Source organism: Micromonospora peucetia (genome assembly GCF_900091625.1).
In the GTDB taxonomy this organism is placed as follows: Bacteria; Actinomycetota; Actinomycetes; order Mycobacteriales; family Micromonosporaceae; genus Micromonospora; species Micromonospora peucetia.
On the sequence record NZ_FMIC01000002.1, the window covers coordinates 2,044,465 to 2,071,093 of the forward strand.

A 26,629-nucleotide genomic window follows, 5' to 3' on the forward strand; every position below is an offset into this window, starting at 1 on the left:
ATGACGACGGTGACGACACCGGCATTCCACCGGCATGGCAGGCCATGTCCGCCGAGCGGCAGAAATTCGGTCCACCACGCGGAACGAACTTCCGCTTCCCGCCGGGCATAACGGGCGGTCCGCCGGGGAAGCCAGGCCGCCGGAGCGGAACGTGGGAGGCGAGATGGCGTACGGCAGGAACAGCGGCAGCGGGGGGCCTGACCGGCGCCTGTCCGGTCGTACGCCTCAATGACCTCGCTGGGTCGTGCCGCCGGCCGGCTCCTTCCACCGATCGCCGTGCCGCGTGTCGTCAATGAGGCGTCCCGAAGCGTCGGCGCAGCCGCGACCCGGGTGGCCCGGGTGGCCGGGCTGACCCGGCGTCGGGTCTGGTCCCGCCACGGCCGGCACCACATCGAGGTGCTCGGGGTCTGCCAGGACGGCGGCGACGTCCTCGCGCGCCAGGTCGAGGCGGCGTTGGAGCGGATGCCCGGGGTGCAGTGGGCCCGGGTCAACGCCCCGTCCGGCCGGGTGGTCGTCGCCGTCGGTACGCCGGAGCCTGCCCTGCGGGACCTAATCGCGACCGTCGCCCGCACCGAACGCGCCTGCCCACACGAGCCGGACCCGGGAATCCCGCCGCCGCACCCGCCCGAGGAGGGGCCGCGTACGCCACGCACCCTCGGCGCGCTGGCCTCCGACGCCCTCGGCCTGACCATCTCCGCCGCCACCCGGATCCTGCCGTTCACGCCGGTGCCCGGGGAGGTCGCCGGCCTGCTCGTCGCGGTCGACCTGCACCCGAAGCTGCACGCGCTGGCGGACCGGGGACTACGCGCCGACCCCCGCGCCGATCTGCTGTTCCCGCTCGCCGAGGCGGTCGTGCTGGGCCTGACGGGCAGCTGGGCCGGGCTCGTGCTCGACGGCGCGCAGCGGGTGGTGCAGTGGGGCGAGGCGCGAGCCCAGGCCCGCGCGTGGGCGCAGGCGGAGCATCGGCTGACCGGGCATCCGGAGCGGGCCGCCGCCCAGGCGCCGAAGGTCGAGCGGCCCCGGCCGAAGCCGGACGGCCCCGTCGAGAAGTACATCAGCCGGATGCTCACCGCGGGCGCCGCCGCAGCGGCCACGATGCCGGTCGTCGGCCCGAAGCGGGCTGCCGCGCTGGGCCTCTCCACCCTGCCCAAGGCCCCTGGCAGCGGACGCGAAGGGTACGCCTCGCAGCTCGGTCTGCTCCTCGCCCGGCGTGGGGTGATCGCGATGGACCGCAGCGTCCTGCGCGAACTGGACCGGATCGACACCCTGGTGTTGGACGCCGCCGTGCTCGGCTCCGACCGGGGCGTGCTGGCGGACCTGGCGCCGCTGGCCGGGGCGGACACCGGGCAGGTGGCGGCGCGCGCGTTCGCCCTCTTCGACCCCGCCGCGCCCGGGGAGCTGCGGCATGCCGACGGCTGGCGGCTCGGACCGCTGGACGCGCTGGACGTCGAGAACCCGGGCGACACCGCCGACAGCCGGCGGCTGCGCGACGCGGGCGGCACCATGCTCGGCCTGTCCGACGGCGACACCCTCGCCGCCGTACTGCGGGTCGAGCCGGAGCCGGCGCCGGGCGTCGACGTCCTGCCGACCGTCGCCCGGCAGGCGGGCCTGCGGCTGGTCGTGGCCGGCGACGACGAGCGGCGGTACGGCTTCGCCGACGCCCACCTGCCGGGTCGCGACCGGCTGGCCGAGTCGGTGCGGGCGCTGCAACGCGACGGGGCGGTGGTGATGGTGGTCTCCGCCGACGGCGCCGCGCTCGGGGTCGCCGACTGCGGCCTGGGGCTCTCCGCCCCCGAGGACCTGCCGCCCTGGGGCGCGCACCTGCTGGTCGGTGCCGACCTGCCGGTGGTGGCACTGATGATCGAGGCGACCGGGGTGGCCCGCCGGATGAGCCGGCAGAACATCGGCCTGGCCGTGGCCGGCACCGGCCTCGGCGCGCTGGGGGCGCTCACCGCGGCACCCGCACAGTTGCCCGGCCGCGCCGTCGCGGCCGTGAACGGGGCAGCCGCACTGGCCTTCGCCCACGGCGTCCTGCGAGCGCGCCGGCTGCCCGGCCCGGCGGACACCGCGGCGCCGGCCGTCACCGCCTGGCACCTGATGCCGTCCTCAACCGTGCTCGACCAGCTCGGCAGCGGCCCGGACGGGCTCGCCACCGGCGAGGCCGAGCGCCGCCGGGGCGACGGAACCGGTCAGCCCACGGGCCCGACGGGGCTGCTCCGGGCCTTCGTCGACGAGCTGGCCAACCCGCTCACCCCGGTCCTCGCCGCCGGGGCGGTGCTCTCCGCCACCTTCGGCTCGCTGGTCGACGCAGCCCTGGTCGGCGGGGTGGTCGGCGGGTCGGCACTGCTCGGGGCGGTGCACCAGCACAACACCGAGCGGTCGCTGGCCGAGCTGCTGTCCCGCTCGGCGGTGACCGCCCGGGTACGCCGGGACGGCGCGGAACGGATGCTGCCGGCCGATGACCTGGTGCCCGGGGACGTCATCGTCCTCGAATCGGGGGATGCCGTCCCGGCCGACTGCCGGGTGCTGGAATCGGCCGGCCTGGAGACCGACGAGTCCTCGCTCACCGGCGAGTCGCTGCCGGTCGGCAAGACCGACCAGCCCGTCGTCGCCGCCGCCGTCGCCGACCGGCGGTCGATGCTCTACGAGGGCACCACCGTCGCCGCCGGCAACGGAACAGCGGTGGTGGTCGCGACCGGCGCGAACACCGAGGCTGGGCGGAGCCTGGCGATGGCCCGGCAGGCCCCGCCGTCGAGCGGTGTGGAGGCGCGGCTGGGCCGGTTGACCCGGGCGGCGATCCCGCTGGCCGCCGGCTCGGCGGTTGCGGTGGCCGGCGCGGGGCTGCTGCGGGGCGTACCGCTGGCGGAGACCGCCGCGACCGCCGCGAACCTGGCCGTCGCGTCCGTGCCGGAGGGGCTGCCGTTCCTGGTCAGCGCCGCGCAGTTGGCCGCCGCGCGACGGCTGGCGGAACACGGCGCGCTGGTCCGCAACCCGCGCACCATCGAGGCCCTCGGCCGGGTGGACGTGCTCTGCTTCGACAAGACCGGCACCCTCACCGAGGGGGAGCTGATGCTCGCCGGGGTCGGCGACGACGGCCGGTACGCACCGGTCGACCGGCTCGACGGCGGCCTGTCGATCACCCTCGCCGCCGCGCTGCGCGCCACCCCGGCCGCCGCCGACCCCCGCGATCTGGCCCAGCAGACCGACCGCGCGGTCCGGTCCGGCGCGCAGGCGGCCGGGGTGACCGAGCAGACCGGCGCGGACGGTTGGGAGCCGGTCGGTGGACTGCCCTTCGAGCCGTCCCGCGGCTACCACGCCACGGTCGGCCGAGCCGGGGACCGGCTGCTGCTCAGCGTGAAGGGGGCGCCGGAGTCGGTGCTGCCCCGCTGCTCCGGCCGGAGGCTGCCGGGGGGAGTCGACGAGCCGCTCGACGACGAGGGGCGCGGCGGGCTGCACGCCATGCTCGCCGACCGGGCGGGGGTGGGGCACCGGATCCTGGCCGTGGCCGAGTGCCGGGTCTCCTCGTCCGACGTCACGGACGAGCAGGTGCGCGACCTGACCTTCGTGGGCTTCCTGGCCCTCGCCGACGGGGTACGCGAGAGTGCCGCCCCCGCCGTGCGCCGGATCCGTCAGGCCGGCGTGCACACCATCATGATCACCGGTGACCATCCGGCGACCGCCGAGGCGATAGCGGCCACCATCAGCGACCACGAGAACCAGCGGGTGGTCACCGCGTCGGAACTCGACCAGCTCGACGACGACGCCCTCGCCGCGCGGCTCGCCACCACGGACGTGGTGGCCCGGTGCACCCCCGCGCACAAGGTACGGATCATCCAGGCGTTGCAGAAGTGCGGGCGTACGGTGGCGATGACCGGCGACGGCGCCAACGACGCCCCGGCGATCCGGCTGGCCGACGTCGGCATCGCCCTCGGCCAACGGGGCACCCCGGCGGCCCGGGCCGCGGCCGACCTGGTGGTCACCGACGACCGGCTGGAAACCATCATCGCCACCCTGGTCGAGGGCCGGGCGATGTGGTCCTCGGTACGCCACGCGCTCAGCATCCTGGTCGGCGGGAACCTCGGCGAGATCGCGTTCAGCGTGCTGACCGCCGCCGCGACCGGCCGCTCGGCGCTCACCGGCCGGCAACTGCTCCTGGTCAACCTGCTCACCGACCTGGCGCCGGCGTTGGCGATCGCGGTCCGGCCACCCGGTGCGGACCATGCCGACGGACTGCTCCGGGAAGGCCCCGACACCTCGCTCGGCGAGACGATGACCCGGGAGATCGGGCTACGCGCCGCCGCCACCACGCTGGGCGCCACCGCCGGTTGGACGTTGGCCCGCTACACCGGGCGACGCCGGCGGGCGGGCACCGTCGCGCTGGTCTCGCTGGTCGGCACGCAGCTCGGGCAGACGGTGCTGGCCGGTGGCACCAGCCCGGCCGTACTGGCCTCCACCGCCGCGTCGGTCGGGGTGCTGGCGGCGGTCGTCCAGACGCCGGGAGTCAGCCAGTTCTTCGGCTGCACACCGCTCGGTCCGGTCGGCTGGACCATCGCGACGGGCTCCGCGCTCGGCGCCACCTTCGCGAACGGCGCGCTCACCCGCCTGGTGGAACGGCTGCCGCCGGCCGCGTCCCCGTCGGCACACCCACCGAACCCCGACGGCCGTTCCCCGACCCACGACGCGCACGACACGGCCGACAGGCCGGCACGGCCCTGAACGCCACCGGTGGCGTCCGTTGGGGGTGCGCGTCGACTCTGCCCCGTCGATGCTGTCGAGCTGCCCGCACAGATGGGGCACGTCGGCCTCGCCGCCGACGTCGCCCGCCCACTCAACCCTCCGCCGCACCTGCCGGTCTCACAGATGGGGCAGCTCGACAGCGCCCCGCCACACTGCCCGGAGCCCTTTCCGGGCGCGCCGGGCACCCGACGGCCGCGATGCCGACGAACTCGTGCCCCCGTCCTCCCGGCCCGTGCACCCCTGTCTCACCCTGCCGGATGCCAGGTGGCGGCGGCGCGGCGCAGCCGGTCGTTGATCGCCCGGCCCACGCCGACCTCGGGGACCGGCTCGACCAGGATCTCGCCGACCCCGGTGGCGTCCAGTTCGTGCAGCGCGTCGAACAGCCGCGCGGCGGCCTCGGTCAGATCACCGTCGGCGGAGAGCACCTCCACGGCGGCCCAGTCGCCCGCCGGCCGGTCCCGGAAGGCCAGGAAGCCGCGCCGCACCCCGTCCGCCGCCGGCGGCTCGCCGCCCGATACCAACCGCAGCGGCGTACGCGGGGCGTAGTGCGCCGCCAGCGTGCCGGGCGCGACCGGCCGCCCCGAGCTGCCCGGGCGTACGGTCACCGGGCCGGCGGCCTCCTCCAGCGCCTCGACCGGCAGCGCGCCGAGGCGCAGCACCACCGGCTGCCCGCCCCGGGCGTCCACGATGGTCGACTCGATCCCGCACCGCGTCGGCCCGCCGTCGAGCACCACGTCCACGGCGGCGCCCAGGCCCCGCACCACGTGTTCGGCCCGGGTCGGGCTGAGCTGGCCGAACCGGTTCGCGCTCGGTGCCGCCACCGGCACCCCGGCCTCGGCGATCAGCGCCCGCGCGTGCGCGTTGTCCGGCACCCGGACCGCCATCGTCGCCAGCCCGGAGGTGACGATCGGCGGGATCGCCGCCGGCCGGTCCACGATCAGCGTGAGCGGCCCCGGCCAGAACCGCTCGGCCAACGCCGCCACCGCCGCCGGCACCGCCCCCACCAGCTTCTCCAGTTCGGTCGCGTCGGCGAGGTGCGTGATCAGCGGGTCGAAACTGGGCCGCGCCTTCGCCTCGAAGATGCGGGCGGCGGCCCGGGCGTCCAGCGCGTTCGCGCCGAGCCCGTAGACGGTCTCGGTGGGAAAGGCCACCAACCCGCCGGTACGCAGGACGGAGGCGGCCTCGGCGATGCCGCGGTCGGCCGGGAGCACGCGCGGGGACGGTCCAGTGGTCACACCTGCGACGCTAACCTGCCGGGGTCGGCGTCGACTCGGCGGTGGCCGGGGCGTCGTCCGGTGCGCGAGGATGGCGGCATGCTTCCTGCCCCTCGGGCTCTCCTGCTGGACTTCGGCGGCGTCCTGGCCGACGCGCCACCCCAACCACCGGCCGCACCGGGGCTGGTGCGGCGGCTGGCCGGGCTCGTCGACGACGCCGTCCCGGACGAGCAGATCGCCCGGGACCTCGGCGAAGGCACCCGGGCGTACGCCCGGTGGCGCGACGACGTGGGCCGGACAGGTGACCCCGTCGAGCTGCCGCACGGCCAGGTCTGGGCCGACTTCGTGACCCGGTCCTGGCCGCGGGAGGCCCGCGACGCCGTCGAGCGGGAGGCGACCCCGCTGGCATACGCCTGGACCTGGCGGGAGGAGTGGGCGGTGCGGCCCGGCATCCCCGAGGCCTTACGCCACGCCGCCGACGCCGGCCTGCCGATGGCGGTCGTCAGTAACACGCTCTGCGGCGCCGCCCATCGGGACTTCCTCGCGGTCGCAGGGCTCTCCGGGCTGTTCGAGGCCGAGTTCTACAGCGACGAGGCCGGGCCCCGAAAGCCGAACCCGGAGCTGGCACTGCTGGCGGCCCGCGCGATCACGGTGCCGATCGGCGACTGCTGGTTCGTCGGCGACACCGTGCACCGCGACATCGCCTGCGCCCGTCGCGCCGGCGCCGCCGCCGCGATCCTCATGCGGTCACCCCGCACCGACCGGGAGGCGGCGCTGCCGGGAGTCGAACCGGACGCGCGGATCGAGGACGGCTACGGGCTCCTCGCGCTCCTGCGTGAGCACGCCCCCGCGTGACAGTGGGTCCCCGAGGCCCATCGCCACGGCTCATCGATGACCTGCTCGTCATCGACGACCCACCAGCGCCAACAGGATTGTCATGCTCCGGTTTCCCGCGTCCTATCCGGTCGTCACCGTACGGATCTTGTCCAGAATGCGGCCGGCGTCCTGACCCAACTCCACGACGATGTCCAGCGCCTCCCGCCACACCCCACGCGCCGCCGACCGCTCGCCCTCGGCGAGATGGGTGTCGCCGAGGTGCGTGAGCGTGGCTGACTCGTAGTAGCGTTCACCCGCCTCGCGCCAGAGCGACAGGGCCTGTCGGTAACACTCGGTGGCCTCGGAATATCGGCCCAGGTGGTGGTACGCGCACCCCAGGCTGTCCCAGGTGTGGGCCTGCCAGTAGCGGTTACCGGCCTCCTGGTGCAGCGCCAGCGCCCGCTGGCAGTGGTGTAGCGCCAGCTCGTGGTTACCGAGCTGGCTGTGGTACCAGCCCGCGTTGTTCAGGGCGTTCGCCTGCCCGGATCGGTGCCCGGCCGCCCGGAACAACCGCAGCGCCTGTTCGGCGTAGCGCAGCGCGAGCCGGGGCTGGCTCCGATGCTCGGCGACCGTGCCCAGGTTGAGCAGGGTGCGGGCCTGCCCGACCTGATCGCCGAGCCCGCGGTAGAGCCGCACCGCGTGCCACAGGTGGTCGCGGGCCTCACCGTGCAGGCCCCGACGCAGGTGCGCGATGGAGATGTTGCGGTGCGCTCGGGCCTGCCCGTCCCGGTCCCGGACCCGGTTGGCCGCCTCCAGCGCGAGCTGTTGAACGATCGCCTGGTCATGCCAGTGGCCACGCCGGTCCAGGAACGTGGTCATGGCCCAGCCGAGCTGCCACGCGTGGACGTCGTGGCCATCGCTGCCAGCCCGCCGCAGAAGATTGAGCAGCACCGGATACTCCTGGCTGAACCAGGCCCGGGCCGCCTCGCGGTCGCCGATGACCGCTACGGTCACGCCGAGGACCGCCGCCGGCAGCCGGATCGGATCCCGGTGTGGGTGCAGCCGCAGATCGGCAAGGTGGGCGCTGCCCAGGTAGTGGTCGAACATCCGGTGGGTCACGGCCGGCCGCTCGGCGCTGTCCTCCTCGATGTCCGTCCGCTCCACGGCGTACGCGCGGAGCAGGTCGTGCATGGCGTACCGGCCGGGCGTGTGCTCGGTGACCATGTGCGCGTACGCGAGTTCGGCCAACAGCGGGCGCACCCGCGAGGGTGGAACACCGGCGAGGCTGGCCGCCGCGACCGCACCCAGGTCCGGGCCGGGATGCATGCTGAGCAGTCGGAACAGGCGCGCGGCCGGACCACTCAGGGCACGGTACGACCAGGAGAAGACCGACCGGACGTCGGTTTCGGCGTCCATGCCCGTGAACCCCTCCAGACCCCCGTGGGCCAGCTCCAACTCCTCGGCGATGGCCCGCAGGGAAAAGTGGGGGTGACTGACCATCCGGGACGCCACGATCGCCAGTGCCAGGGGCAGCCCCGCCGACCGGGCGGTGATCGTCGTGACGGCCGCCGGATCGGCGGTGAGCCGGGCCGCACCGAGACGGCGGATCAGCATGCGGTGCGCGTCGCCGAGCGGCAGCGGATCGAGGGTGATCGGATGTGCGCCCTCGGTCGTCACCAGGCCGGTCAGCCTGCTGCGGCTGGTGATCAGGGTGAGGCAGCCGGGTCCACCCGGCAGCAGCGGGCGGACGTGCGTGCTGTCGCGGGCGTTGTCCAGCACCAGCAGAACCCGGCGCTCGGCCAGCAGCGTGCGCAGCAACGCCGACTGGGCGGCGAGGCCCTCGGGCAACTGCTGTGCTGGCACACCGAACGCGGCCAGGAAACCACGGACCGCCTCGCCGGGGTCAACCGGCGGACCCGTCGGATAAAAGCCGCGCAGGTCGACGTGGAGTTGGCCGTCCGGAAACCGGTCGACCACGAGGCGGGCGAAGTGGACCGCCAGGGCCGTCTTCCCCACCCCCGCGATGCCGGAGACGACCGCCACCATTGCCGTGCCGGCCCGAGCGGCCGCGTCCAGCAGCCCGCACAACCCGTCAAGCTCAGCGGTACGTCCGGTGAAGGCGTGCGGCGACGCGGGTAGCTGCGCTGGAACCGGCCTGGCCGGGGTCGGCGCCGCCGGCCGGCTGGGCTCCGGCCGGGAGATGGCCGTGGGCGCCGTGACCGGCGCCAGTCGCGGGTCGGCTTTGAGGATCGCCCGGTGCAGCTCGGCCAGTTCCTGTCCCGGCTCGATTCCCAGCTCACCCACCAGCAGTCGCCGCACCTGGTGATACGCCCGGAGCGCCTCGGTGCGGCGGCCGGCCCGGTAGAGGGCGAGCATGAGCTGCCCGTGGGCCCGCTCGCGCAGTGGTTCCGCCGCGACCAGGTCGGCGATCTCATCCACGAGTTCGACTCCCCCGCCCAACGTGAGTTCGTGTGACAGGCGTTCTTCCTGGAGGCTGCGGCGTTGGTCGTTGAGCTGCGCCGCCGCCGCCTCGATCAGCCGTCCGGTCACCCCGGTGAAGGCGGGCCCGCGCCACAGCGCCAGGGCCTCCCGCAGGTGGACGACCGCGCCCGCCAGCTCTCCGGCGGCGGCGAGCCGGCGGCCGTGCTGTGCCCGGTCGGCGAAGACCCGCAGGTCGATGTCGTCACCCGGGACGCGCAGCACGTACCCGCCGGACTCGGTGCCGATCTCGCCTGCCGTCACCAGCCGCCTACGTAGCATCGACACGCAGTTGCGAACCACCTTGACCGAGCTGGTCGGCGGATGCTCATCCCAGATCGCCTCGACCAACCGGGACATTGGCACCACCCGGTTCGCGTCGAGCAACAGGGCGGCCAGGACACGTTGCTCCCGTGATGCGGCCAGGGGAATCTCGCCACGGTCGAGCTGCACTCTGAACGGACCCAGTACCTGAAACCTCACGTACCTCCCGCCCTCGTCCGTGCGCCGGTCGGTGCGAACCCGGCCCGGCCGCCACCCGGACGAGCCGTGCCACTTCGGATTGTCACACCGCCACGAGCGCGTGCATATCTGGTTGTTGACGGCGGACGGAACCAGTCCGGTCCCGTGGTGTTCGGGGTGCCGGGCCAGGCGCCAGCCGGGGACGCTCCGGGGACGAATCAGGGACGGTCCGGCGCAGAGTGTTCCGGGAAGGTCACTTTGATTGGCGGGAGGTAGTCATGACACACCGCAAGGTCTGGCTCAGCCTGTTCGTGCTGGTCCTGGCAACGGTGTCCGTCGGCTTCGGGGCACGCAGCCAGGCGAACCCCGGCTGGCCGGGCGGGACGCCACGGTACACGGCCACCCAGCTCTCCAACGCGATCCTGTTCAACGACGGGCCGGCCGCCCATCGGCTGGTCTACCTGGAGCGCCCGCCGACGCGGTGGACGCCGATGCTACGGCTCGCCCAGAACGCGCTCAACGCGGAGCTGACCCGTCGGGGCGCCTGGTCCGACGGGTACATCTCGCAGCGGGTGCAGAGCGGCAATCCGGTCCTGGTCCGGGATGGCCTGGTCACCCTCGTCGCGCTGGCCCGCGAGGTGTTGAACCGGGAATTCGGCAAGGCAACCGTGGACTCCGCCGTGCTCCTGGTCAACGACGCCCTGCTCGAGAACGCGTACGAGGTCGTCCGAGCCGACTCCTACATCGACATGGACAACAACAACCGGACCCCACTGGAAGTCGGCACAATCAGGGCGATCTTCGCCGGCGGGTTCGCCGACTGGTCGTGGGACATGGCCGGCAACCCGGCGCCACAGGCCAAACTGGTGCAGGACCAGCTCATCCAGATCATCAGCCGCGACCTGCGGGTCAGGTAGTCCGCAGTGGACGACATCGGGCTGGGCCGGCGGATCGCCGCGATCGCGTTGGTCGCCGGATTGCTCGTGGGCTACATCGTCCGGGCGGTGGTGCCGGTGGCCGCGATGCCGGCCCCACCCGGCCGGTCGGTCGCCCGCGTACTGATACCGGAGGGCTGGGCGTTCTTCACCCGCGACCCCCGCCTGCCCAGCCCGGTGGCCTACACCACGGACCGGGACGGACGGTGGCGGGTTGCCCCGGGCCGCAGCCGTGGCCCGGCCGGCCTGGACAAGCGGGACCGGGCCCGCAGCGCGGAGATCTCGCTGCTCACCCGCCAGTTGGACGGGCCCGCGTGGACCAGGTGTGACCGCGAAGCCGCCGCCTGCCTGGCCACTGCCCGGGAAACCGAAGCAGCCAACACCGCCACCGTCCGCACGCTCTGTGGCAACGTCGGAATCGTCCTTCAGGAGGTACTCCCGTGGGCCTGGAAAGACCTGCCTACCGTACTCCCGTCGCGAGTGGCCCGGCTCACGGTGGCCTGCTAGACGGGTGGCTGGCCCGGGTCGGCCGTCGCTGCCGACCTGGGCTGTCGGTCGCGCCCTGGTCCAGCGGGGTCGGGCTGGCCCGGACCCTGCTGGCCGCCGGCACCAGTGCCACCCTGCTGGTCAACCCACCGGCGATCCTGCTGGCCGTGGACGGCGTCGAGCACTGCACGGGACCGGCCGCCGCCGGTATCTGGTGCGCTCTTCCCTCCGGGCACGGGCAACTCGCCCGGTGGATCGGAATCGCCGTGCTGATCGTGGTGGCCAGCGGCTGGCGTCCCCGGTGGACCGCGCTGCCACACTGGTACATCTCCTGGAGTGTGATCGCCAACCTGTCCGCGTTGGACGGCGGCGACCACATCACGGCCACCCTTACCCTGCTGCTGCTCCCGCTGGCGCTCACCGACCCCCGGCGGTGGCACTGGCAACCGCCGCCGGCCGACACCAGGATCGGCACCGGCCGGGTGGTCGCGCACGCCGCTCTGATCCTCATCTGGCTCCAGGTCGCCTTCGTGTACCTGCACGCCAGCATCGCCAAACTAGACGTGACCGAGTGGGCCGACGGCACCGCAATGTTCTACTGGCTGCGCACGCCCGGGTACGAGCCGCCCAGCCTGCTGCGCCCGCTGACCGAGACGGTCACCGGCTCCGCGGCGGGGGTGACGCTGTTCACCTGGTCGGTGCTGGTGCTGGAGTTCGCTCTGGCCCTGGCCCGACTGTTGCCTCCCGGGCTGCGCCGCGTACTACTCGTCGCCGGCCTGGCGTTCCATATCGGTATCGCGGTCGTCCTGGAGCTGGTCACGTTCGGCTTCGCGATGAGCGGGGCCCTGCTGCTCTACCTGTCGCCCGTGGGACACCAGGTCAGGCTGCCGGCAATTCACGGTAGCGCGGGCGCGCAGTACGTGACAGCGCACGTCGGCCCGGACAGGCCTACGGCTGTACCGGAGCAGGACACGGCGTAACCGGCTTGGCTGTACTCGGAACCGAGATCAACCGGTGTTCGTGCTGGTGGAGCCCAGGGGACTCGAACCCCTAACCCCTGCCTTGCAAAGGCAGTGCTCTGCCAGTTGAGCTAGGGCCCCGAGGCGGACGATGCCGCCGGTGCTGGCAAGTGCCAGCGGGGTCAGCGTAGGTCGGGCGCGGTGGTTGCCTCGTGCCAGAGGGCGCGCTCGTCGTTGGAGTCCTTGACCTTCTTGGCCACCAGGGCTGCCACACCGACGATGCCGGCCAGAATCAGAAGCTTCTTGAACATGGGGCCTACCCCTCGTGCTCGACTGCCGTCCGACGATGTGCGGTGGGGCTAGCTGGAATCGAACCAGCGACCTCAGAGTTATCAGCTCTGCGCTCTAACCGACTGAGCTATAGCCCCGCGTGGCGACGAGCAAGGTTAACCCATCCGTCCGCCCGGCCCCAAATCGGGGGCTGGGCCGACGCCCGGGCGTTGCCGTCGCCTCTGAACCTACCGGAGGCTTCGCGCCCGGCCCAGCCGATTACGCCGCCCGCGCGGACCGCTGCGACGCCCGGTGACGTGCTGCGCAACGCACGAAAGCCGGGGCTCCACGCTCGGTGGTGCCCCGGCTTTCGAGGTGGTTCAGTCGCGCTCGGCGAGGGTCAGCTCGACGCCGCCGACCAGGTCCGCGCAGACGTTGTAGACGAACGCCCCGAGGGTGGCGAGCGCCGTGAACAGCACGACATTGACCAGGCCGATCAGCGCCGAGCTGAGGATCACGCCCTTGGCGGTGATCTGGAAGCCGCTGGTGCTCTGGCCGCCGCCGGCGCTGACCAGGTCGGTCAGGCTGTCGTTGACGCTGGTGAACACGCCCATCGCGTCGAGGGCCAGGTAGAGCACCGAGGTGGCCACCACCACGACGATGAAGAGCACCACCGACACCGCGAACGCGAACTTCATGACGGACCAGGGGTCGATCCGCTTGAGGTTCAGCCGGGCCCGGCGCGGCCCGCGCGACGCGGCCGAGCTGACCGACGTACGCGCGGCGCGTACCGCGTCACCCACGCGGGCCGCCCCGACGGCGGCCGCGCCGCTGACGCCCGGCGGAAGGCCGCCCCCGTTGGCGGGGCGACCCATGCCGGTCGGACGGTTGCCGTCCGGCTGGGGCTTCGCGGTGCCGGTGACCCGGGGCTGGGTGCCGGTGGCGCCGGTGACCCGCGGCTGTGTCCCGGTGGTGCCGGTCGGCTGGCCGGCACCGATCTTCAACGGTTGCGTCGTTGTCGGTGCGGCGGGGGCCGGCTTGGCGGCGGGGGCCGGCTTGTCGGCCTCCACCGCTTCGGCCCGTTCCGTCGCGTCCCCGCCCTCGGAGGGCTTGTCCGGGGGCGGTGTCATTCCGGGAGCCCGGGTGAATTTCGGGGCAGGCGCGTCGGCGGGGACGGTGGCCCGACCCACGGCCGCGCGGCCGGTCGCTGGTGTGCCACTCTTCGCGGCCTCCTCGTCGACCGGGGTGGCCGAGGTCCCCGTGTTCCCCGACTTCGCCTGTGTCTCCGTCATTCAACTAGTCCTGTTCGTCAGGCTCGTCGGCATTGCGAGCAATTGCCACGATAGTCACGCCATCCGGAAGGTCCATCAGCTTGACCCCCATTGTGTTCCGGTCACGCGTGCGGCGTACAGGCTTCACCGGAGTCCGGATGACACCACCGTTGCTGGTGATCGCGAACAACTCGTCGTCCGGGTCGATCACCACCGCACCGACCAGGCCACCGCGCCGCTCGGTGATCTTCGCAGTCAGCACGCCCTTACCTCCCCGGCCCTGCACGGGGTATTCCTCGATCGGGGTACGTTTCGCGAATCCCCCGTTCGTGGCCACCAGGACGTCCAGCCCTTCGCGGACGACCTCCATGGCCAGCAGGACGTCGTCCTCGCTGAAGCGCATGCCGATCACGCCCGAGGTGGCCCGCCCCATCGGGCGCAGCGCCTCGTCGCTCGCGCTGAACCGGATCGCCTGCGCCCTCTTCGAGACCAGCAGCAGATCCTCCTCGGGGGCGACGAGCGCCGCCCCGACCAGCTCGTCCTCGTCGCGCAGATTGATCGCGATGATGCCGCCGGACCGGGGGGAGTCGAACTCCTCGAGCCGAGTCTTCTTCACCAGGCCGTTCTTCGTGGCAAGTACCAGGTAGGGGGCCACCTGGTAGTTCGGAATCTCGATGATCTGCGCGATCTGCTCGTCGGGCTGGAATGCGAGCAGATTGGCCACGTGCTGGCCCTTGGCCACCCTACTGGCTTCGGGCAGCTCGTACGCCTTGGCCCGATAGACGCGCCCCTTGTTGGTGAAGAAGAGCATCCAGTCGTGGGTTGAGCATACGAAGAAGTGGCTGACGATGTCGTCCTGCCGTAGCGTGGCGCCGCTGACGCCCTTGCCACCGCGCCGCTGGGAACGGTAGAGGTCGACCTTGGTCCGCTTGGCGTAGCCCGTGCGGGTGATCGTGACGACCACGTCCTCGCGGGCGATGAGGTCCTCCATGGAGACCTCGCCCTCGAACGGCACGATCTTGGTCCGTCGCTCGTCGCCCCACTTGGCGATGATCTCGCCCAGCTCCTCGGAGACGATCCTGCGCTGCCGCTCGGGCTTGGCGAGGATGTCCTTGAGGTCGGCGATCTCCACCTCCAGCTTGGCCAGGTCGTCGAGGATCCGCTGCCGCTCCAGCGCGGCGAGCCGGCGCAGCTGCATGTCGAGGATCGCGGTCGCCTGGATCTCGTCGATCTCCAGCAGCCGGATCAGGCCCTGCCGGGCGTCATCCACCGTGGGCGAGCGCCGGATCAGGGCGATCACCTCGTCGAGGGCGTCCAGCGCCTTCGAGAGACCGCGCAGGATGTGCGCCCGCTCCTCCGCCTTGCGCAGCCGGTACGCCGTCCGCCGACGGATCACGTCGATCTGGTGCTCGACGTAGTAGCGGATGAACTGGGCCAGGTTGAGCGTGCGCGGCACCCCGTCGACCAGCGCCAGCATGTTGGCGCCGAAGGTCTCCTGGAGCTGGGTGTGCTTGTAGAGGTTGTTCAGCACCACCTTGGCGACCGCGTCGCGCTTGAGCACGAGCACGATCCGCATGCCGGTACGCCCGGAGGACTCGTCCCGGATGTCGGCGATGCCGGCGAGCTTGCCCTCCTTGATCAGCTCGGCGATCCGCTCGGCCAGGTTGTCCGGGTTGACCTGGTAGGGCAGCTCGCTGACGACCAGGCAGGGGCGGCCCCGCTTGTCCTCCTCGACCTCCACCACGGCCCGCATCCGGATCGACCCGCGCCCGGTGCGGTACGCGTCCTGGATCGCCTGGGTGCCCACGATCAGGCCGTGGGTGGGGAAGTCCGGCCCCTTGACGATCCCCAGCAGCGCCTCGAGGGTGGTGGCCTCGTCCTCCTCCGGGTGCTCCAGGCACCACTGCACCGCCGCGCCGATCTCGCGCAGGTTGTGCGGCGGGATCTTGGTGGCCATCCCGACCGCGATGCCCTCGGAGCCGTTGACCAGGAGGTTCGGGATCCGCGACGGCAGGATGGTGGGCTCCTTGGCCCGGCCGTCGTAGTTGTCCTGGAGGTCGACGGTGTCCTCGTCGATGTCCCGCAGCATCTCCATCGCCAGCGGGTCGAGCTTGCACTCCGTGTAGCGCATCGCGGCGGCCGGATCGTTGCCGGGCGAGCCGAAGTTGCCGTTGCCGTCGACCAGCGGGTAGCGCAGCGACCAGGTCTGCGCCATCCGGACCAGCGCGTCATAGATCGCCGAGTCGCCGTGCGGGTGGAACTGACCCATCACGTCGCCGACCACGCGGGAGCACTTCACGTAGCCCCGGTCCGGCCGGTAGCCGGAGTCGAACATGGCGTAGAGGATCTTGCGGTGGACCGGCTTGAGCCCGTCCCGGACGTCCGGCAGCGCCCGCCCGACGATGACGCTCATCGCGTAGTCGAGGTAGGAGCGCTGCATCTCCACCTCGAGCCCGACCGGTTGGATGCGGTCGTGCTCGACGACGGCGGCGACGGTCTCCGGGGCCTCGGGCTCGTTCGGTGTGGACTCGGGGATATCGGTCACTGTTAACCCTTATCAGACTCAGAGTCGTTTTCGTGCTGTGGATAACGGCTGTGGATACCGGCCATGCTGTGGATAACCCTGTGGATGGGCGGGCGGGCCGGTGGATGGCCGGCCAGCCCGCCGAGACCCGTCAGATGTCCAGGAACCGAACGTCCTTGGCGTTGCGCTGGATGAACGAGCGGCGCGCCTCGACGTTCTCACCCATCAGCACACTGAACAACTCGTCGGCGGTGGCCGCGTCGTCGAGCGTGACCTGACGCAGCGTACGCGTCGCCGGGTTCATCGTGGTCTCCCACAGTTCGGGGTAGTTCATCTCGCCGAGGCCCTTGAAGCGCTGGATGTCGTCCGGCTTCGCATTCGGCTTCTTCTGCTGGCGCAGCGCGATCAGGCCGTCCCGCTCCCGGTCCGAGTACGCGTACTGCGCGTCGTCGCCCTTCTTGTTCCACTTGATCTTGTAGAGCGGCGGGGCGGCCAGGTAGACGTGCCCCAACTCGACCAGCGGACGCATGAAACGGAAGAGCAGCGTGAGCAGCAGCGTCTGGATGTGCTGGCCGTCCACGTCGGCGTCGGCCATCAGCACGGTCTTGTGGTAGCGCAGCTTCTCGATGTCGAAGTCGTCGTGGATGCCGGTGCCCAGCGCGGTGATCAGCGCCTGGACCTCGGCGTTCTTCAGCACCCGGTCGATCCGGGCCTTCTCCACGTTGAGGATCTTGCCCCGGATCGGCAGGATCGCCTGGGTACGCGGGTCCCGGCCCTGCTTGGCCGAGCCGCCGGCCGAGTCGCCCTCGACGATGAACACCTCGGACTCGCGCGGGTCGGTGGACTGGCAGTCGGCCAGCTTGCCCGGCATCGAGCCGGACTCCAGCAGCGACTTGCGCCGGGCCAGCTTGCGCGCCTGCTGGGCGGCGATCCGGGCCCGGGCGGCCTGGGACGCCTTCTGGATGATGATCTTCGCCTCGGCCGGGTTGCGGTCGAACCAGTCGACCAGCCACTCGTTGCAGACCCGCTGCACGAAGCTCTTCACCGGGGTGTTGCCCAGCTTGGTCTTGGTCTGGCCCTCGAACTGCGGGTTGGCCAGCTTGACCGAGATGATCGCGGCCAGCCCCTCGCGAATGTCCTCGCCGGAGAGCTTCTCGTCGCCCTTGAGCACCTTCTTCTCGGTGCCGTAGCGGTTGACGACGCTGGTCAGCGCGGCGCGGAAGCCTTCCTCGTGGGTGCCGCCCTCGTGGGTGTTGATCGTGTTGGCGAAGGTGTAGACCGACTCGCCGTACGACTCGTTCCACTGCATGGCGATCTCGACCGACATGCCCTCCTCCTCGGCGCCGAACTCGACCACGGTCTTGTGGATCGGGTTCTTCGAGGCGTTGAGGTGCCGGACGAAGTCGGCGATACCGCCCTTGTAGCAGAAGGTGACCTCGCGCTGCCGGCCGTCCTCCTCCTCCGGGACCCGCTCGTCGAGCAGGTGGATGGTGAGGCCCCGGTTGAGGAAGGCCATCTCCTGAATCCGCCGGTAGATCGTCTGGAAGTCGAAGTCGACCGTCTCGAACACGTCCGGGTCGGGCCAGAAGGAGACCGCGGAGCCGGTCCGGTCGGTCGACTCGCCCTTGTCCAGCGGGCCCGGCTTGGAGTTGTGGTACTGCTGCCGCCAGACGAAGCCGTCCTTGTGGATCTCAACCGCCATCCTGCTGGAGAGGGCGTTCACCACGGAGACGCCGACGCCGTGCAGACCACCGGAGACCGCGTACGCCTTGCCGTCGAACTTGCCACCCGCGTGCAGCACGGTCAGCGCCACCTCGACACCCGGCTTCTTGAGCTTCGGGTGCAGGTCGACAGGGAAACCCCGGCCGTTGTCGGTGACCCGGACCCCGCCGTCGGCGAGCAGCACCACGTCGATGGTGTCGCAGTGGCCGGCCAGCGCCTCGTCCACGGCGTTGTCGACGACCTCCCACACCAGGTGGTGCAGACCGCGCTCACCGGTCGACCCGATGTACATACCGGGGCGCTTCCGAACCGCCTCCAGCCCCTCGAGGACGGTGATCGACCCGGCGCCGTACTCCTGCTTGTCCTGCGCTGCCACCTTCGGCCACTTTCTCGCTCCGTCCGCACCTGGTGGCGCGTCGGGCGCGGGTTCGGCGGACAGGACGCGACGTCGACGCGCAGACCGGCACCGGGCACAATCTCCGGGGTACGGGTCGAACGCGCCGGTCGCCGCGGTTGCCCGCGGATCGCGATCGGCTCAACCCGGCGTGGACAATGATCGCGGGCCCGCTCCGGGCCCGTGTCTCGTCGCTCCGCACCGGGTCTTCGTCTCAGTGTCAATCTTACTGTGCGCGGGCGACAGAACCACCACTCGGCACCCCTTGCGAGACGGCTGAGACCGACGTAGCCGGCCGAACCGCGCCGCCCACGACTCCCCCTACACGCCAGGGGACAATCGGGGGCGCCGCCGCCTGACGGTCGGTGCCGGTCGGGCAGCCGGAGACGACACCCGCCACGCCGCAGGCCCGGCCTTGATCTTTTCCGGCCGGAACCGGACGATCGAGCCGATACGAACTATCCGTGCTCTCGAAGAGGTGACGCCAGATGGGGCTGGACAACGTCGCGGTGCAGTGGCCGCGGACCGGCCGCTTCTACGATCCGGTCGCGCCGGCCGAGTTCGTCGACTTCGGCGACATCGTCGAAATGCCCCGCATCTCCGCGCCCACCGCGGCGCTCGCCGAGCTGATCGCCAAGACCGGCACCGTGCGGGCGACCGCGTACACCGAGTTGGTGGATCTGCTGCTCGGCCTCGAGGGTGTGCTCTACGCCACGGACGCGGCAGCCGAGGACGAGGACCCGGTGATCGACCCAGACGGGTGCGGCTGGGTCGCCGGCGGCATCGAGCGGTTCGTGACGGGCCACCGCCCGCACGGCGAGGAGGTCTCCTTCGACTCGGTGAGCCAGGTGCTGCGGTCGCTGCTCGCCGACGGGCGGCTGGCCGAGCAGCAGCTGCGCTGGCTCGACAGCCGGCTGGACGCGCTGCGCGACGAGAGCGGCGCGGCACCGCAGTGGAACTTCACCTGCGCCGAACTGGCCGTGCTGGCCGCCTTCTACCGGCGCTGCGCCGACCGCGGCTTCGCCGTCTACGCCGACGCCTGAGCGGGACCGGCCGCGCCGGCTCGGTTGGCGGCGGCGATGACCCGGGTCAGCACGGTGTGCAGGTGGCGCAGTTCCTCGACCGGCATGCCGAGCCGTTCGACGATCGCGGGCGGAATCTGCTCGGCGCGCTCCCGCAGCGCCTCGCCGGCGGCGGTCAGCGTCACCGCGAGGCTCCGCTCGTCGGCGGAGTCCCGCTCGCGCCGGACGTAGCCGGCCGCCTCCAGGCGCTTGAGCAGGGGCGACAGCGTGCCCGGATCGAGCTGGAGCAGGCGGCTGAGGTCGCGCACGGACAGCGGCGCGTGCTGCCAGAGCGCGAGCATCACCAGGTACTGCGGGTGGGTCAGCCCCATCGGCTCGAGCAGCGGCCGGTAGACGGCGACGACGCCGCGCGCGGCGACGGAGAGCGCGAAGCAGACCTGTTGTTCCAGCGCCAGGGGATCCCCGTCGATCGGGTCGGTCACGGGCGGCCTCCTCGTCGTCATTGCGAGCCTACCAACGATTGGTGTACTAATGATTTGTACACCAACAGAAAGGGCCGGGCGATGAGCGAGGACAAGCCGACCCCGAAGGCCCCCGGCGAGGGCGGACGCCTGATGGCCTTGGCCTTCCGACGCTTCGCCGGCCCGCCGGAGGTGCAGGGCGCGGTGCAGGGCGGCTCGAACCAGGCCCGCGAGGCCTGGAAGCAGGACCTGGAGCGGCGCAAACAGTGGAGCCGCGAGCAGCGGGAACGCAAACGCGCCGAGCGCGAGGCCCGACGCGACGGTCACTGACCGTCAGCCGTAGGTGTCCCGGGGCCCGCGGCCACGAACCCGGCGCGGCCCCTTTGACCAGGACGGCGCGGCAGGGCCGTGGATGTGCAACTTGCGCACCACGTTGTGGCCGACCTCGCTGGCGATCTGCTTCAGCAGCGAGCCGGCCAGCAGCCGCAACTGGGTGGCCCACGCGGTCGAGCGGGCCTCCACGGTCAGTTCGCCGTCCTCCAGCTTCACCGGCCGGCTGTGCTGGGCCACCTCCGAGCCGACCACCCGCTCCCAGGCGCCGAACACCGTAGCCTCGGCCGCCGGTTGCTGCCAGCCGCGCGCCTTGACGAGCCGGTTGAGCACCGCGCCGAGCGGCTGCGGATCGCGCGGGTCCGGCCCCGGGCCGGAGTATCCACGCAGGCGCCGCTGCTGGCCGCCCTCGCCGTCGCCGCCATCCCCGCCGGGGTTACGCCGACGCGTGCGGGCCGCCGCCTCCCGGCGGGACCTCGCCGCGTCCAGCACCGCCCGGGCCAGTTCCGGCCCGTTCGCCCCCGCCGCCTCGCCGCCCGCCGCGCCGTCGGAGTCCCCACCGGGCTTCCCGCCGGAGCCGCCGGGCTTCCCGCCACCGCGCCCCGGGCCGAGACGGGCCGGAGGAAGCTGCTCATCCGACACGGCGCACCGCCCCCTCGGCCACGGCGTACCGGGCACCGCGCAGGGAGACCGGCACGTCCTCGTCGACCGCACAGGTCACCAGCAGCTGACTCGCCCCGCCGACCAGCTCCGCCAGCCGCTCCCGCCGCCCGGCGTCCAGCTCGGCGAAGACGTCGTCAAGCACCAGCACCGGCTCGATGCCGTCGGCGCGGAGCAGGTCGTAGCCCGCCAGCCGAAGGGCCAGGGCGTACGACCAGGACTCGCCGTGGCTGGCGTACCCCTTGGCGGGCAGCGGGCCCAGGGTCAGCGCCAGCTCGTCGCGGTGCGGGCCGACCAGGGTGGTGCCCCGCTCGACCTCGGCGGAGCGGGACTCGACGAGCGCGGCGGTCAGCGCCTCCGTCAGCGCCTCCCGGTCGGTGGTGGGCTCCGCCAGCTCCACCGACGGCCGGTACGCCATCGCGGCGGCCCCCCGGCCCGCCGCCACCGCGTCGTACGCCTTCGTCACGTGCGGGCCCAGCGCGGCGACCAGCTCCAGCCGGCCGGCGAGCAGCTCCGCCCCATGCCGGGCCAGGTGGGTGTCCCAGACCGCCAGGGTCGACAGGTCCCCACCCCGCGACCCGCCCGTCTTGCGGGCCAGGTACGCGGTGCGCAGCAACGCGTTGCGCTGCTTGACCACCCGCTCGTAGTCGGCCCGCACCCCGGCGTACCGGGGCTGGCGGCTGACCAGCAGGTCGTCGAGGTAGCGGCGGCGCTCGGCCGGGTCGCCCCGGACGAGTTCCAGGTCCTCCGGGGCGAACAGCACGAGCCGAAGCGCGCCGAGCACGTCCCGGGCCCGGCGGGCCGGCGAACGCCCCAGCCGGGCCCGGTTGGCCTTGCCCGGGACGATCTCCAGCTCGACCAGCAGCTCACGTCCCTCGTGGGCCACCGCGCAGCGGATCACCGCCGAGAAGGCGCCCATCCGGACGAGGGGGGCGTCCGTGGCGACCCGGTGCGATTCCAGGGTCGCCACGTAGCCCAACGCCTCGACCAGGTTCGTCTTGCCGACGCCGTTGGCGCCGGTCAGGACGTTCGCCCCCGGCTCCAGGTCCACGCCGACCCGCTCGTACGAGCGGAAGTCGACCAGTTCGAGCCGGCGGACGTACACAGGTGTGTGGATTCCCGTCAGCGCTTGTGGACGGCGTGCCCGCCGAACTGCTGGCGCAGCGCGGCGACGGCCTTCATGGCCGGCGAGTCGTCCTGGCGGGAGGCGAAGCGGGCGAAGAGCGAAGCGGTGATCACGTTCAGCGGCACGGCCAGCCGGACCGCCTCGTCGACCGTCCACCGGCCCTCGCCGGTGTCCTCCGTGTAGCCGCTCAGCTCGGCCAGCTCCGGATCCTCGTCGAGGGCCCGGTCCAGCAGGTCGAGCAGCCAGGAGCGGACCACGGTGCCCTCGCGCCAGGACTTGAACACCCCGGGCACGTTGGTTACCAGCTCGGAGGCGGCCAGCAGCTCGTAGCCCTCGGCGTAGGCGTGCATCAGGCCGTACTCGATGCCGTTGTGCACCATCTTGGCGTAGTGCCCGGCGCCGACCGGCCCGGCGTGCACGAAGCCGAACTCGCCTTCCGGCTTCAGCGACTCGAAGATCGGCATGAGCCGGTCGACATGCTCCTGGGCGCCACCCACCATCAGCGCGTAGCCGTTCTGCCGGCCCCAGACGCCGCCGGAGACGCCGGCGTCGAGGTAGCCGATGCCGCGCTCGTTCAGCCGCTCGGCGCGGGGCGCGTCGTCGCTGAACCGGGAGTTGCCACCGTCGATGATGATGTCGCCCTCACCGAGGACGTCGGCGAGCTCGTCGATGGTCGCGTCAGTGACGCCGGCGGGAACCATGACCCAGATCGCCCGGGGAGACTCCAGCTTTTCCGCAAGCTCCGCCAGGGTCGCGACATCGCTCAGCTCCGCGTTGTGGTCGAAGCCGACCACCTCGTGCCCGGCGGCGCGCAACCGCTCACGCATGTTGCCGCCCATCCGGCCGAGCCCTACCAGGCCGAGCTGCATGTGTTCCTACCTCCGTGCGTCGGGGTCTTCTCGGGTGCGATCAGCGGGAGACGCGGATCGGCATGATGAGGTACCGGTACCCGGGGATGACCTCGCCATCCTCGCCGGAGGGCGAAATCACCGCGGGCTTGAAGGCATCGACGAACGAGAGCACGGCGAACTGGGCCCCCAGGTTGGTGAGGCCGTCGATCAGGTACTGCGGGTTGAAGCCGATGGTCAGCGGGTCACCGGTGAAGGTGGCCTCCATCGCCTCGCTGGCCCGCGCCTCCTCGGTGCCGCCGGCCTCGACCACCAGGCCGTCGGCGCTGAAGCTGAGCAGCACCGGGGTGGCCCGCTCGGCCACCAGGGCAACGCGCTTGACGACCTCGATCAGGGTGCTGACCGGCACCCGCGCCTCGGCGTTGTGGCTGGTCGGGAAGAGCGAGCGCACCGGCGGGTAGTTCGCTCCGTCGAGCAGCCGGCTGGTGGTGCGCCGGGTGCCGCCGGCGAAGCCGATCATCCCCTCGCCGGCCGCGCCCTGGGAGAGCGCCATGGTGACCTGGCCACCGATCGGGCCCAGCGCCTTTGCGGTGTCGTTCAGGGTCCGGGCCGGCACGAGGGCGTTGACGCTCACCTCGGGGTCGTCCGGGTTCCACTGCATCTCGCGCAGGGCCAGCCGGTAGCGGTCGGTGGCGAGCATGGCCAGCGTGCCGCCGGAGATCTCGACGCGTACGCCGGTCATCATCGGCAGCGTCTCGTCGCGGCCGGCGGCGATGGCGACCTGGGCGACGGCCGCCGCGAAGGCGACGGCGTCGACGGTGCCGGCACTCTCCGGCATCTCCGGCAGGGACGGGTAGTCCTCGACCGGCATGGTGGGCAGGGTGAACCGGGCGCTGCCGCAGACCAGTTCGAGGTGGGCGCCGACAGCGGCGATGTCCACCGGCTTGGCGGGCAGTGCCTTGGTGATCTCGGCCAGCAGCCGACCGGAGACCAGGGCTGCGCCGTCGGCGTCGCCCTGCACCTCGACGGTGACCTGGCTGGAGACCTCGTAGTCGAAGCCCGAGACCTGCAGGTTGCCGTCGGTCACCCGCATCATCACGCCGGCGAGCACCGGCACGGACGGCCGGCTGGGCAGGCTCTTCGCGGTCCAGGCCACGGCCTCGGCGAGCGCGTCGCGCTCCACTCGGAACTTCATCAATGCCTCCGCGTCGACGTCAGCGACAACTCTCTCATGCCGACCGCTGCCTACCGACCCGCCTGTCCGTGCGGGTACCCATCGCACCTTAGGGCGCGTGGGCATCGGCTGTGCGCCCGACCCCGTGCTCTTCCCCGGTGCCGGAGAGCCGTCCACGACGGCGTTCCGGCCGATCCACAGGAAGTCCAACGGTGATGATTGGTTTTTGTTGTCTTAGAAGAGATAACTCGTCATCTTCATCGCACCTGTGCAAACTGTGGAAAACCGGCGTCTGCGCAGCTCAGACAGCTTATCCACCGGTGGTTTAGCTGTGGATAAGCAGGGGTATAACTCGGGCCCCCATCCACAGGCTGTCGTCGTCCACAGGCTGTCCACCGTTGTCCACAGGCTGTCCACCGGTTGTCCACCGACTTTCTCCCCAGTTCTGTGGACAGCCGGAAGCCGCGCAAACGGCGTTATCCCCAGAACCTTCAACAGGTCTCCCACAGGCGAACCGTCGCCTGTGGACAACCACCCGGTTTCCCACAGGCGTCCACAGCCTGTCCCCAGGGTTTTTCCACAAGCTGTGGGTAACCGAGAGGTGGGCAGACGGTAGTTTTCCACAGGTTGTGGACGACGAGTTGTGGACAACGATCCGGGCGGTGGACGGACACGGCTCAGATGTTGTGGTCTCCACCATGTCGAGGGTCAAGCGCCGGGCCGTCGGGAACGCCAGAAACGCTTCCGTGGCGGACGAAAAAACGCCCGGCCGATGGTCCGGCCGGGCGCGTCGGTCGCCCCTCTCCGCCGTGGGCGCGGGCGTACGCGTCAGGTGTTCTGCTTGATCCGGTTGGTCAGCTCGGCGATCTGGTTGTAGAGCGACCGGCGTTCGGCCATCTGCTGACGGATCTTGCGGTCGGCGTGCATGACGGTGGTGTGGTCCCGGCCGCCGAAGGCCTGCCCGATCCGGGGCAGTGACAGGTCGGTCAGCTCCCGGCACAGGTACATGGCCACCTGGCGGGCGTTCACCAGCACCCGGGAGCGGGAGTGGCCGCGCAGGTCCTCCAGGCTGACCCCGAAGTAGTCGGCGGTGGAGACCATGATCTGGTCGGCGGTGATCTCCGGCCCGGTGCCGTCCGGGATGAAGTCCCGCAGCACCTCCTCCGCCAGCGACAACTCGACCGTGGCGCGGGTCAGGCTGGCGAACGCCGTCACCCGGATCAGCGCACCCTCCAGCTCCCGGATCGAGTTCGACACCCGCGAGGCGATGAACTCCAGCACGTCCGGCGGGGCGTAGAGGCGCTCCTGCGCCGCCTTCTTCTGGAGGATGGCGATCCGGGTCTCCAGGTCCGGCGGCTGGATGTCGGCCAGCAACCCCCACTCGAAGCGGGTACGCAGCCGGTCCTCCAGGGTAGCGAGCTGCTTCGGCGACCGGTCGGAGGTGATCACGATCTGCTTGTTGGCGTTGTGCAGCGTGTTGAACGTGTGGAAGAACTCCTCCTGCGTGCGCTCACGGTTCTCCAGGAACTGGATGTCGTCGATCAGCAGGATGTCGACGTCGCGGTAGCGCCGCTGGAACGCACTGGTCTTGTCGTCCCGGAGCGAGTTGATGAAGTCGTTGGTGAATTCCTCGGTCGAGACGTACCGGACCGAGCGCGCGTTTCCCAGCGTCGTGGCGTAGTGCCCGATGGCGTGCAGCAGGTGCGTCTTGCCCAGCCCGGAGCTGCCGTAGATGAACAGCGGGTTGTACGCCTTCGCCGGCGACTCGGCGACCGCGACGCTCGCCGCGTGGGCGAAGCGGTTGGACGAGCCGATGACGAACGTCTCGAACATGTACTTGGGGTTGAGCCGGTTGCCACCGCTGTCGGCGCCGGGCATCCGGCGGTCGTCCCGGCCACCTGTCCGGTGATCCGCGCCACCCCGGCCGGGGCCGCTGTCGGTGCCGGTGTCGCGGGGCATGGCCCGGATCACGTGCTGGTCCCGTGGAGAGTCGGCGTCCTCGCGGTAGCGGGGCTCGTACCCCCGGGCGTCGGCCGGCGGGTCCAGCCGGGAGGCATGCTCGTCGTAGCCCCGACGCTCGGCCGGGTGCCGGACCGGCGCCGACCGGTCACCCCGCGGCGGCTCGGCGAAGGCCGTGCTGAAGAGGGCCTCCTGCCCGCCCCGATCGCCCGGCCGGTGCCCGTCGTCGTCCGGCGACGAGGCGTCGGGCCGCCGCTGGGGGTGCGCCTGCTCGGGGATGTGTGGCGGCTGCCCCGCGTCGAGGGCCGCGCCGTCCCGGTGCCCGACCATCCCGTCGAAGCCCGGCGGTGCGTCGGTGTAGTCGAGCGGCCCGCCGTCGTGGTTGGCCGGCCCGGTCTCGGGCCCGCTGCGATAGACGGTGCCCGCCGGGCGGCCGGAGCCGCCCTCGGGCAGGCGTACGGTCACCGCTACCTGGATCGGCCGACCCAGCCGGCGGGTGAGCGCCTCCGTGATCGCCGGGCGCAGCCGGGACTCGATCACGTCCCGGGTGAAGGCGTCGGGAACGGAGAGCAGCGCGGTGTCCTCGACGATGGCCCGTAGCCGGGTCAGCCGCAGGTACGCCCGCTGCTGCGCGGAGATGATCTCGTCGGCGAGTTCGTCGGTCGTCGCTGTCCACACCGCGGCAAGGTCGGTCGTACCGGTCACCGTCGTGCCACCCCCTCGCCTCTGCTCCGCCGACGCCGCTGTCTTCTCCGGTCGGCCGTCCCGGGCCCGGCGCGTT

The 26,629-nt window shown here is 72.0% G+C and carries 19 protein-coding genes and 2 tRNA genes; 7 read left to right on the plus strand and 14 right to left on the minus strand.

What is annotated here, in order from left to right; genetic code table 11:
- Positions 1-228 precede the first annotated feature (228 nt).
- Complete coding sequence (locus GA0070608_RS09605) at positions 229-4,716, plus strand: cation-translocating P-type ATPase (protein ID WP_091625339.1); 4,488 nt, start codon at positions 229-231, stop codon at positions 4,714-4,716.
- Between the two features lie 266 nt (positions 4,717-4,982).
- Here GA0070608_RS09605 and GA0070608_RS09610 read toward each other — a convergent pair whose 3' ends face one another.
- The gene (locus GA0070608_RS09610; protein ID WP_091625342.1) at positions 4,983-5,972 is read right to left on the minus strand and encodes an L-threonylcarbamoyladenylate synthase; all 990 of its coding nucleotides are present in this window, start codon (positions 5,970-5,972) and stop codon (positions 4,983-4,985) included.
- A gap of 78 nt (positions 5,973-6,050) precedes the next feature.
- Here GA0070608_RS09610 and GA0070608_RS09615 point away from each other — a divergent pair, with 78 nt between their 5' ends.
- On the plus strand, positions 6,051-6,806 hold the full coding sequence (locus GA0070608_RS09615; RefSeq protein WP_091625345.1) for an HAD family hydrolase: 756 nt from the start codon (positions 6,051-6,053) through the stop codon (positions 6,804-6,806).
- A gap of 102 nt (positions 6,807-6,908) precedes the next feature.
- Here the strand turns inward: GA0070608_RS09615 and GA0070608_RS33000 are convergent, their stop codons facing one another.
- Positions 6,909-9,728 carry an AfsR/SARP family transcriptional regulator gene (locus GA0070608_RS33000; RefSeq protein WP_091625348.1) on the minus strand — a complete coding sequence of 940 codons (2,820 nt, stop codon included), beginning with the start codon at positions 9,726-9,728 and terminating at the stop codon, positions 6,909-6,911.
- Between the two features lie 257 nt (positions 9,729-9,985).
- Here GA0070608_RS33000 and GA0070608_RS09625 point away from each other — a divergent pair, with 257 nt between their 5' ends.
- The 3 genes from GA0070608_RS09625 to GA0070608_RS09635 are packed head-to-tail and all read left to right on the plus strand — an operon-like array spanning position 9,986 to position 12,108.
- On the plus strand, positions 9,986-10,624 hold the full coding sequence (locus tag GA0070608_RS09625) for a sporulation delaying protein family toxin (protein ID WP_091625351.1): 639 nt from the start codon (positions 9,986-9,988) through the stop codon (positions 10,622-10,624).
- A gap of 6 nt (positions 10,625-10,630) precedes the next feature.
- Positions 10,631-11,149, plus strand: coding sequence for an SdpA family antimicrobial peptide system protein (locus GA0070608_RS09630; protein WP_091625354.1), 519 nt, complete (start codon positions 10,631-10,633; stop codon positions 11,147-11,149).
- A complete protein-coding gene (locus GA0070608_RS09635; RefSeq protein WP_176733673.1) occupies positions 11,083-12,108 on the plus strand; it encodes a sporulation-delaying protein SdpB family protein in 1,026 nt (341 codons plus the stop codon). The genes GA0070608_RS09630 and GA0070608_RS09635 overlap by 67 nt, the downstream gene beginning before the upstream one ends.
- A 44-nt stretch (positions 12,109-12,152) precedes the next feature.
- On the opposite strand, the gene GA0070608_RS09640 is transcribed toward GA0070608_RS09635, so the two are convergent.
- The 6 genes from GA0070608_RS09640 to gyrB form a co-directional block, all read right to left on the minus strand.
- A tRNA-Ala gene (locus GA0070608_RS09640) sits at positions 12,153-12,228 on the minus strand.
- A 41-nt stretch (positions 12,229-12,269) separates the two neighbouring features.
- Positions 12,270-12,398 carry a DLW-39 family protein gene (locus GA0070608_RS33005; RefSeq protein WP_218107505.1) on the minus strand — a complete coding sequence of 43 codons (129 nt, stop codon included), beginning with the start codon at positions 12,396-12,398 and terminating at the stop codon, positions 12,270-12,272.
- Between the two features lie 43 nt (positions 12,399-12,441).
- Positions 12,442-12,515: transfer RNA gene (locus GA0070608_RS09645), tRNA-Ile, on the minus strand.
- A 222-nt stretch (positions 12,516-12,737) separates the two neighbouring features.
- Entirely contained in the window at positions 12,738-13,649 is a 912-nt protein-coding gene (locus tag GA0070608_RS09650; RefSeq protein WP_091625360.1) for a DUF3566 domain-containing protein, read from the minus strand.
- A 4-nt stretch (positions 13,650-13,653) separates the two neighbouring features.
- A complete protein-coding gene (gyrA, locus tag GA0070608_RS09655) occupies positions 13,654-16,173 on the minus strand; it encodes a DNA gyrase subunit A (RefSeq protein WP_091625363.1) in 2,520 nt (839 codons plus the stop codon).
- A gap of 130 nt (positions 16,174-16,303) precedes the next feature.
- Complete coding sequence (gene gyrB / locus GA0070608_RS09660) at positions 16,304-18,250, minus strand: DNA topoisomerase (ATP-hydrolyzing) subunit B (RefSeq protein ID WP_091625367.1); 1,947 nt, start codon at positions 18,248-18,250, stop codon at positions 16,304-16,306.
- 506 nt (positions 18,251-18,756) lie between these two features.
- Here gyrB and GA0070608_RS09665 point away from each other — a divergent pair.
- Positions 18,757-19,311, plus strand: coding sequence for a hypothetical protein (locus tag GA0070608_RS09665; RefSeq protein ID WP_091625371.1), 555 nt, complete (start codon positions 18,757-18,759; stop codon positions 19,309-19,311).
- Here GA0070608_RS09665 and GA0070608_RS09670 read toward each other — a convergent pair.
- A complete protein-coding gene (locus GA0070608_RS09670; protein WP_091625376.1) occupies positions 19,296-19,772 on the minus strand; it encodes a MarR family winged helix-turn-helix transcriptional regulator in 477 nt (158 codons plus the stop codon). The genes GA0070608_RS09665 and GA0070608_RS09670 overlap by 16 nt on opposite strands.
- Positions 19,773-19,853: 81 nt before the next feature.
- Between GA0070608_RS09670 and GA0070608_RS09675 the strand changes: the two genes are divergently transcribed.
- On the plus strand, positions 19,854-20,081 hold the full coding sequence (locus GA0070608_RS09675; protein WP_091625381.1) for a hypothetical protein: 228 nt from the start codon (positions 19,854-19,856) through the stop codon (positions 20,079-20,081).
- A gap of 3 nt (positions 20,082-20,084) precedes the next feature.
- Here GA0070608_RS09675 and GA0070608_RS09680 read toward each other — a convergent pair whose 3' ends face one another.
- The 5 genes from GA0070608_RS09680 to dnaA form a co-directional block, all read right to left on the minus strand.
- The gene (locus GA0070608_RS09680) at positions 20,085-20,723 is read right to left on the minus strand and encodes a DciA family protein (RefSeq protein WP_091625384.1); all 639 of its coding nucleotides are present in this window, start codon (positions 20,721-20,723) and stop codon (positions 20,085-20,087) included.
- Positions 20,713-21,846, minus strand: coding sequence for a DNA replication/repair protein RecF (recF, locus tag GA0070608_RS09685; protein WP_091625387.1), 1,134 nt, complete (start codon positions 21,844-21,846; stop codon positions 20,713-20,715). Before recF ends, GA0070608_RS09680 begins: the two co-directional genes overlap by 11 nt.
- A gap of 17 nt (positions 21,847-21,863) precedes the next feature.
- Positions 21,864-22,736, minus strand: a complete 873-nt coding sequence (gene gnd, locus GA0070608_RS09690) for a phosphogluconate dehydrogenase (NAD(+)-dependent, decarboxylating) (RefSeq protein WP_091625390.1) — start codon at positions 22,734-22,736, stop codon at positions 21,864-21,866.
- A gap of 40 nt (positions 22,737-22,776) precedes the next feature.
- Entirely contained in the window at positions 22,777-23,910 is a 1,134-nt protein-coding gene (gene dnaN / locus GA0070608_RS09695) for a DNA polymerase III subunit beta (protein WP_091625393.1), read from the minus strand.
- 807 nt (positions 23,911-24,717) lie between these two features.
- Complete coding sequence (gene dnaA / locus GA0070608_RS09700; protein WP_091625398.1) at positions 24,718-26,553, minus strand: chromosomal replication initiator protein DnaA; 1,836 nt, start codon at positions 26,551-26,553, stop codon at positions 24,718-24,720.
- Positions 26,554-26,629: the final 76 nt, after the last annotated feature.

What these genes read in the sequence shown, in the direction of transcription:
- GA0070608_RS09605 (WP_091625339.1), top strand. Translation starts at nt 229, where the DNA reads ATGACCTCGCTGGGTCGTGCCGCCGGCCGGCTCCTTCCACCGATCGCC.
- GA0070608_RS09650 (WP_091625360.1), bottom strand. Translation starts at nt 13,649, where the DNA reads ATGACGGAGACACAGGCGAAGTCGGGGAACACGGGGACCTCGGCCACC.
- GA0070608_RS09615 (WP_091625345.1), top strand. Translation starts at nt 6,051, where the DNA reads ATGCTTCCTGCCCCTCGGGCTCTCCTGCTGGACTTCGGCGGCGTCCTG.
- GA0070608_RS09625 (WP_091625351.1), top strand. Translation starts at nt 9,986, where the DNA reads ATGACACACCGCAAGGTCTGGCTCAGCCTGTTCGTGCTGGTCCTGGCA.
- GA0070608_RS09665 (WP_091625371.1), top strand. Translation starts at nt 18,757, where the DNA reads ATGGGGCTGGACAACGTCGCGGTGCAGTGGCCGCGGACCGGCCGCTTC.
- gnd (WP_091625390.1), bottom strand. Translation starts at nt 22,736, where the DNA reads ATGCAGCTCGGCCTGGTAGGGCTCGGCCGGATGGGCGGCAACATGCGT.
- GA0070608_RS09675 (WP_091625381.1), top strand. Translation starts at nt 19,854, where the DNA reads ATGAGCGAGGACAAGCCGACCCCGAAGGCCCCCGGCGAGGGCGGACGC.
- GA0070608_RS33005 (WP_218107505.1), bottom strand. Translation starts at nt 12,398, where the DNA reads ATGTTCAAGAAGCTTCTGATTCTGGCCGGCATCGTCGGTGTGGCAGCC.
- dnaN (WP_091625393.1), bottom strand. Translation starts at nt 23,910, where the DNA reads ATGAAGTTCCGAGTGGAGCGCGACGCGCTCGCCGAGGCCGTGGCCTGG.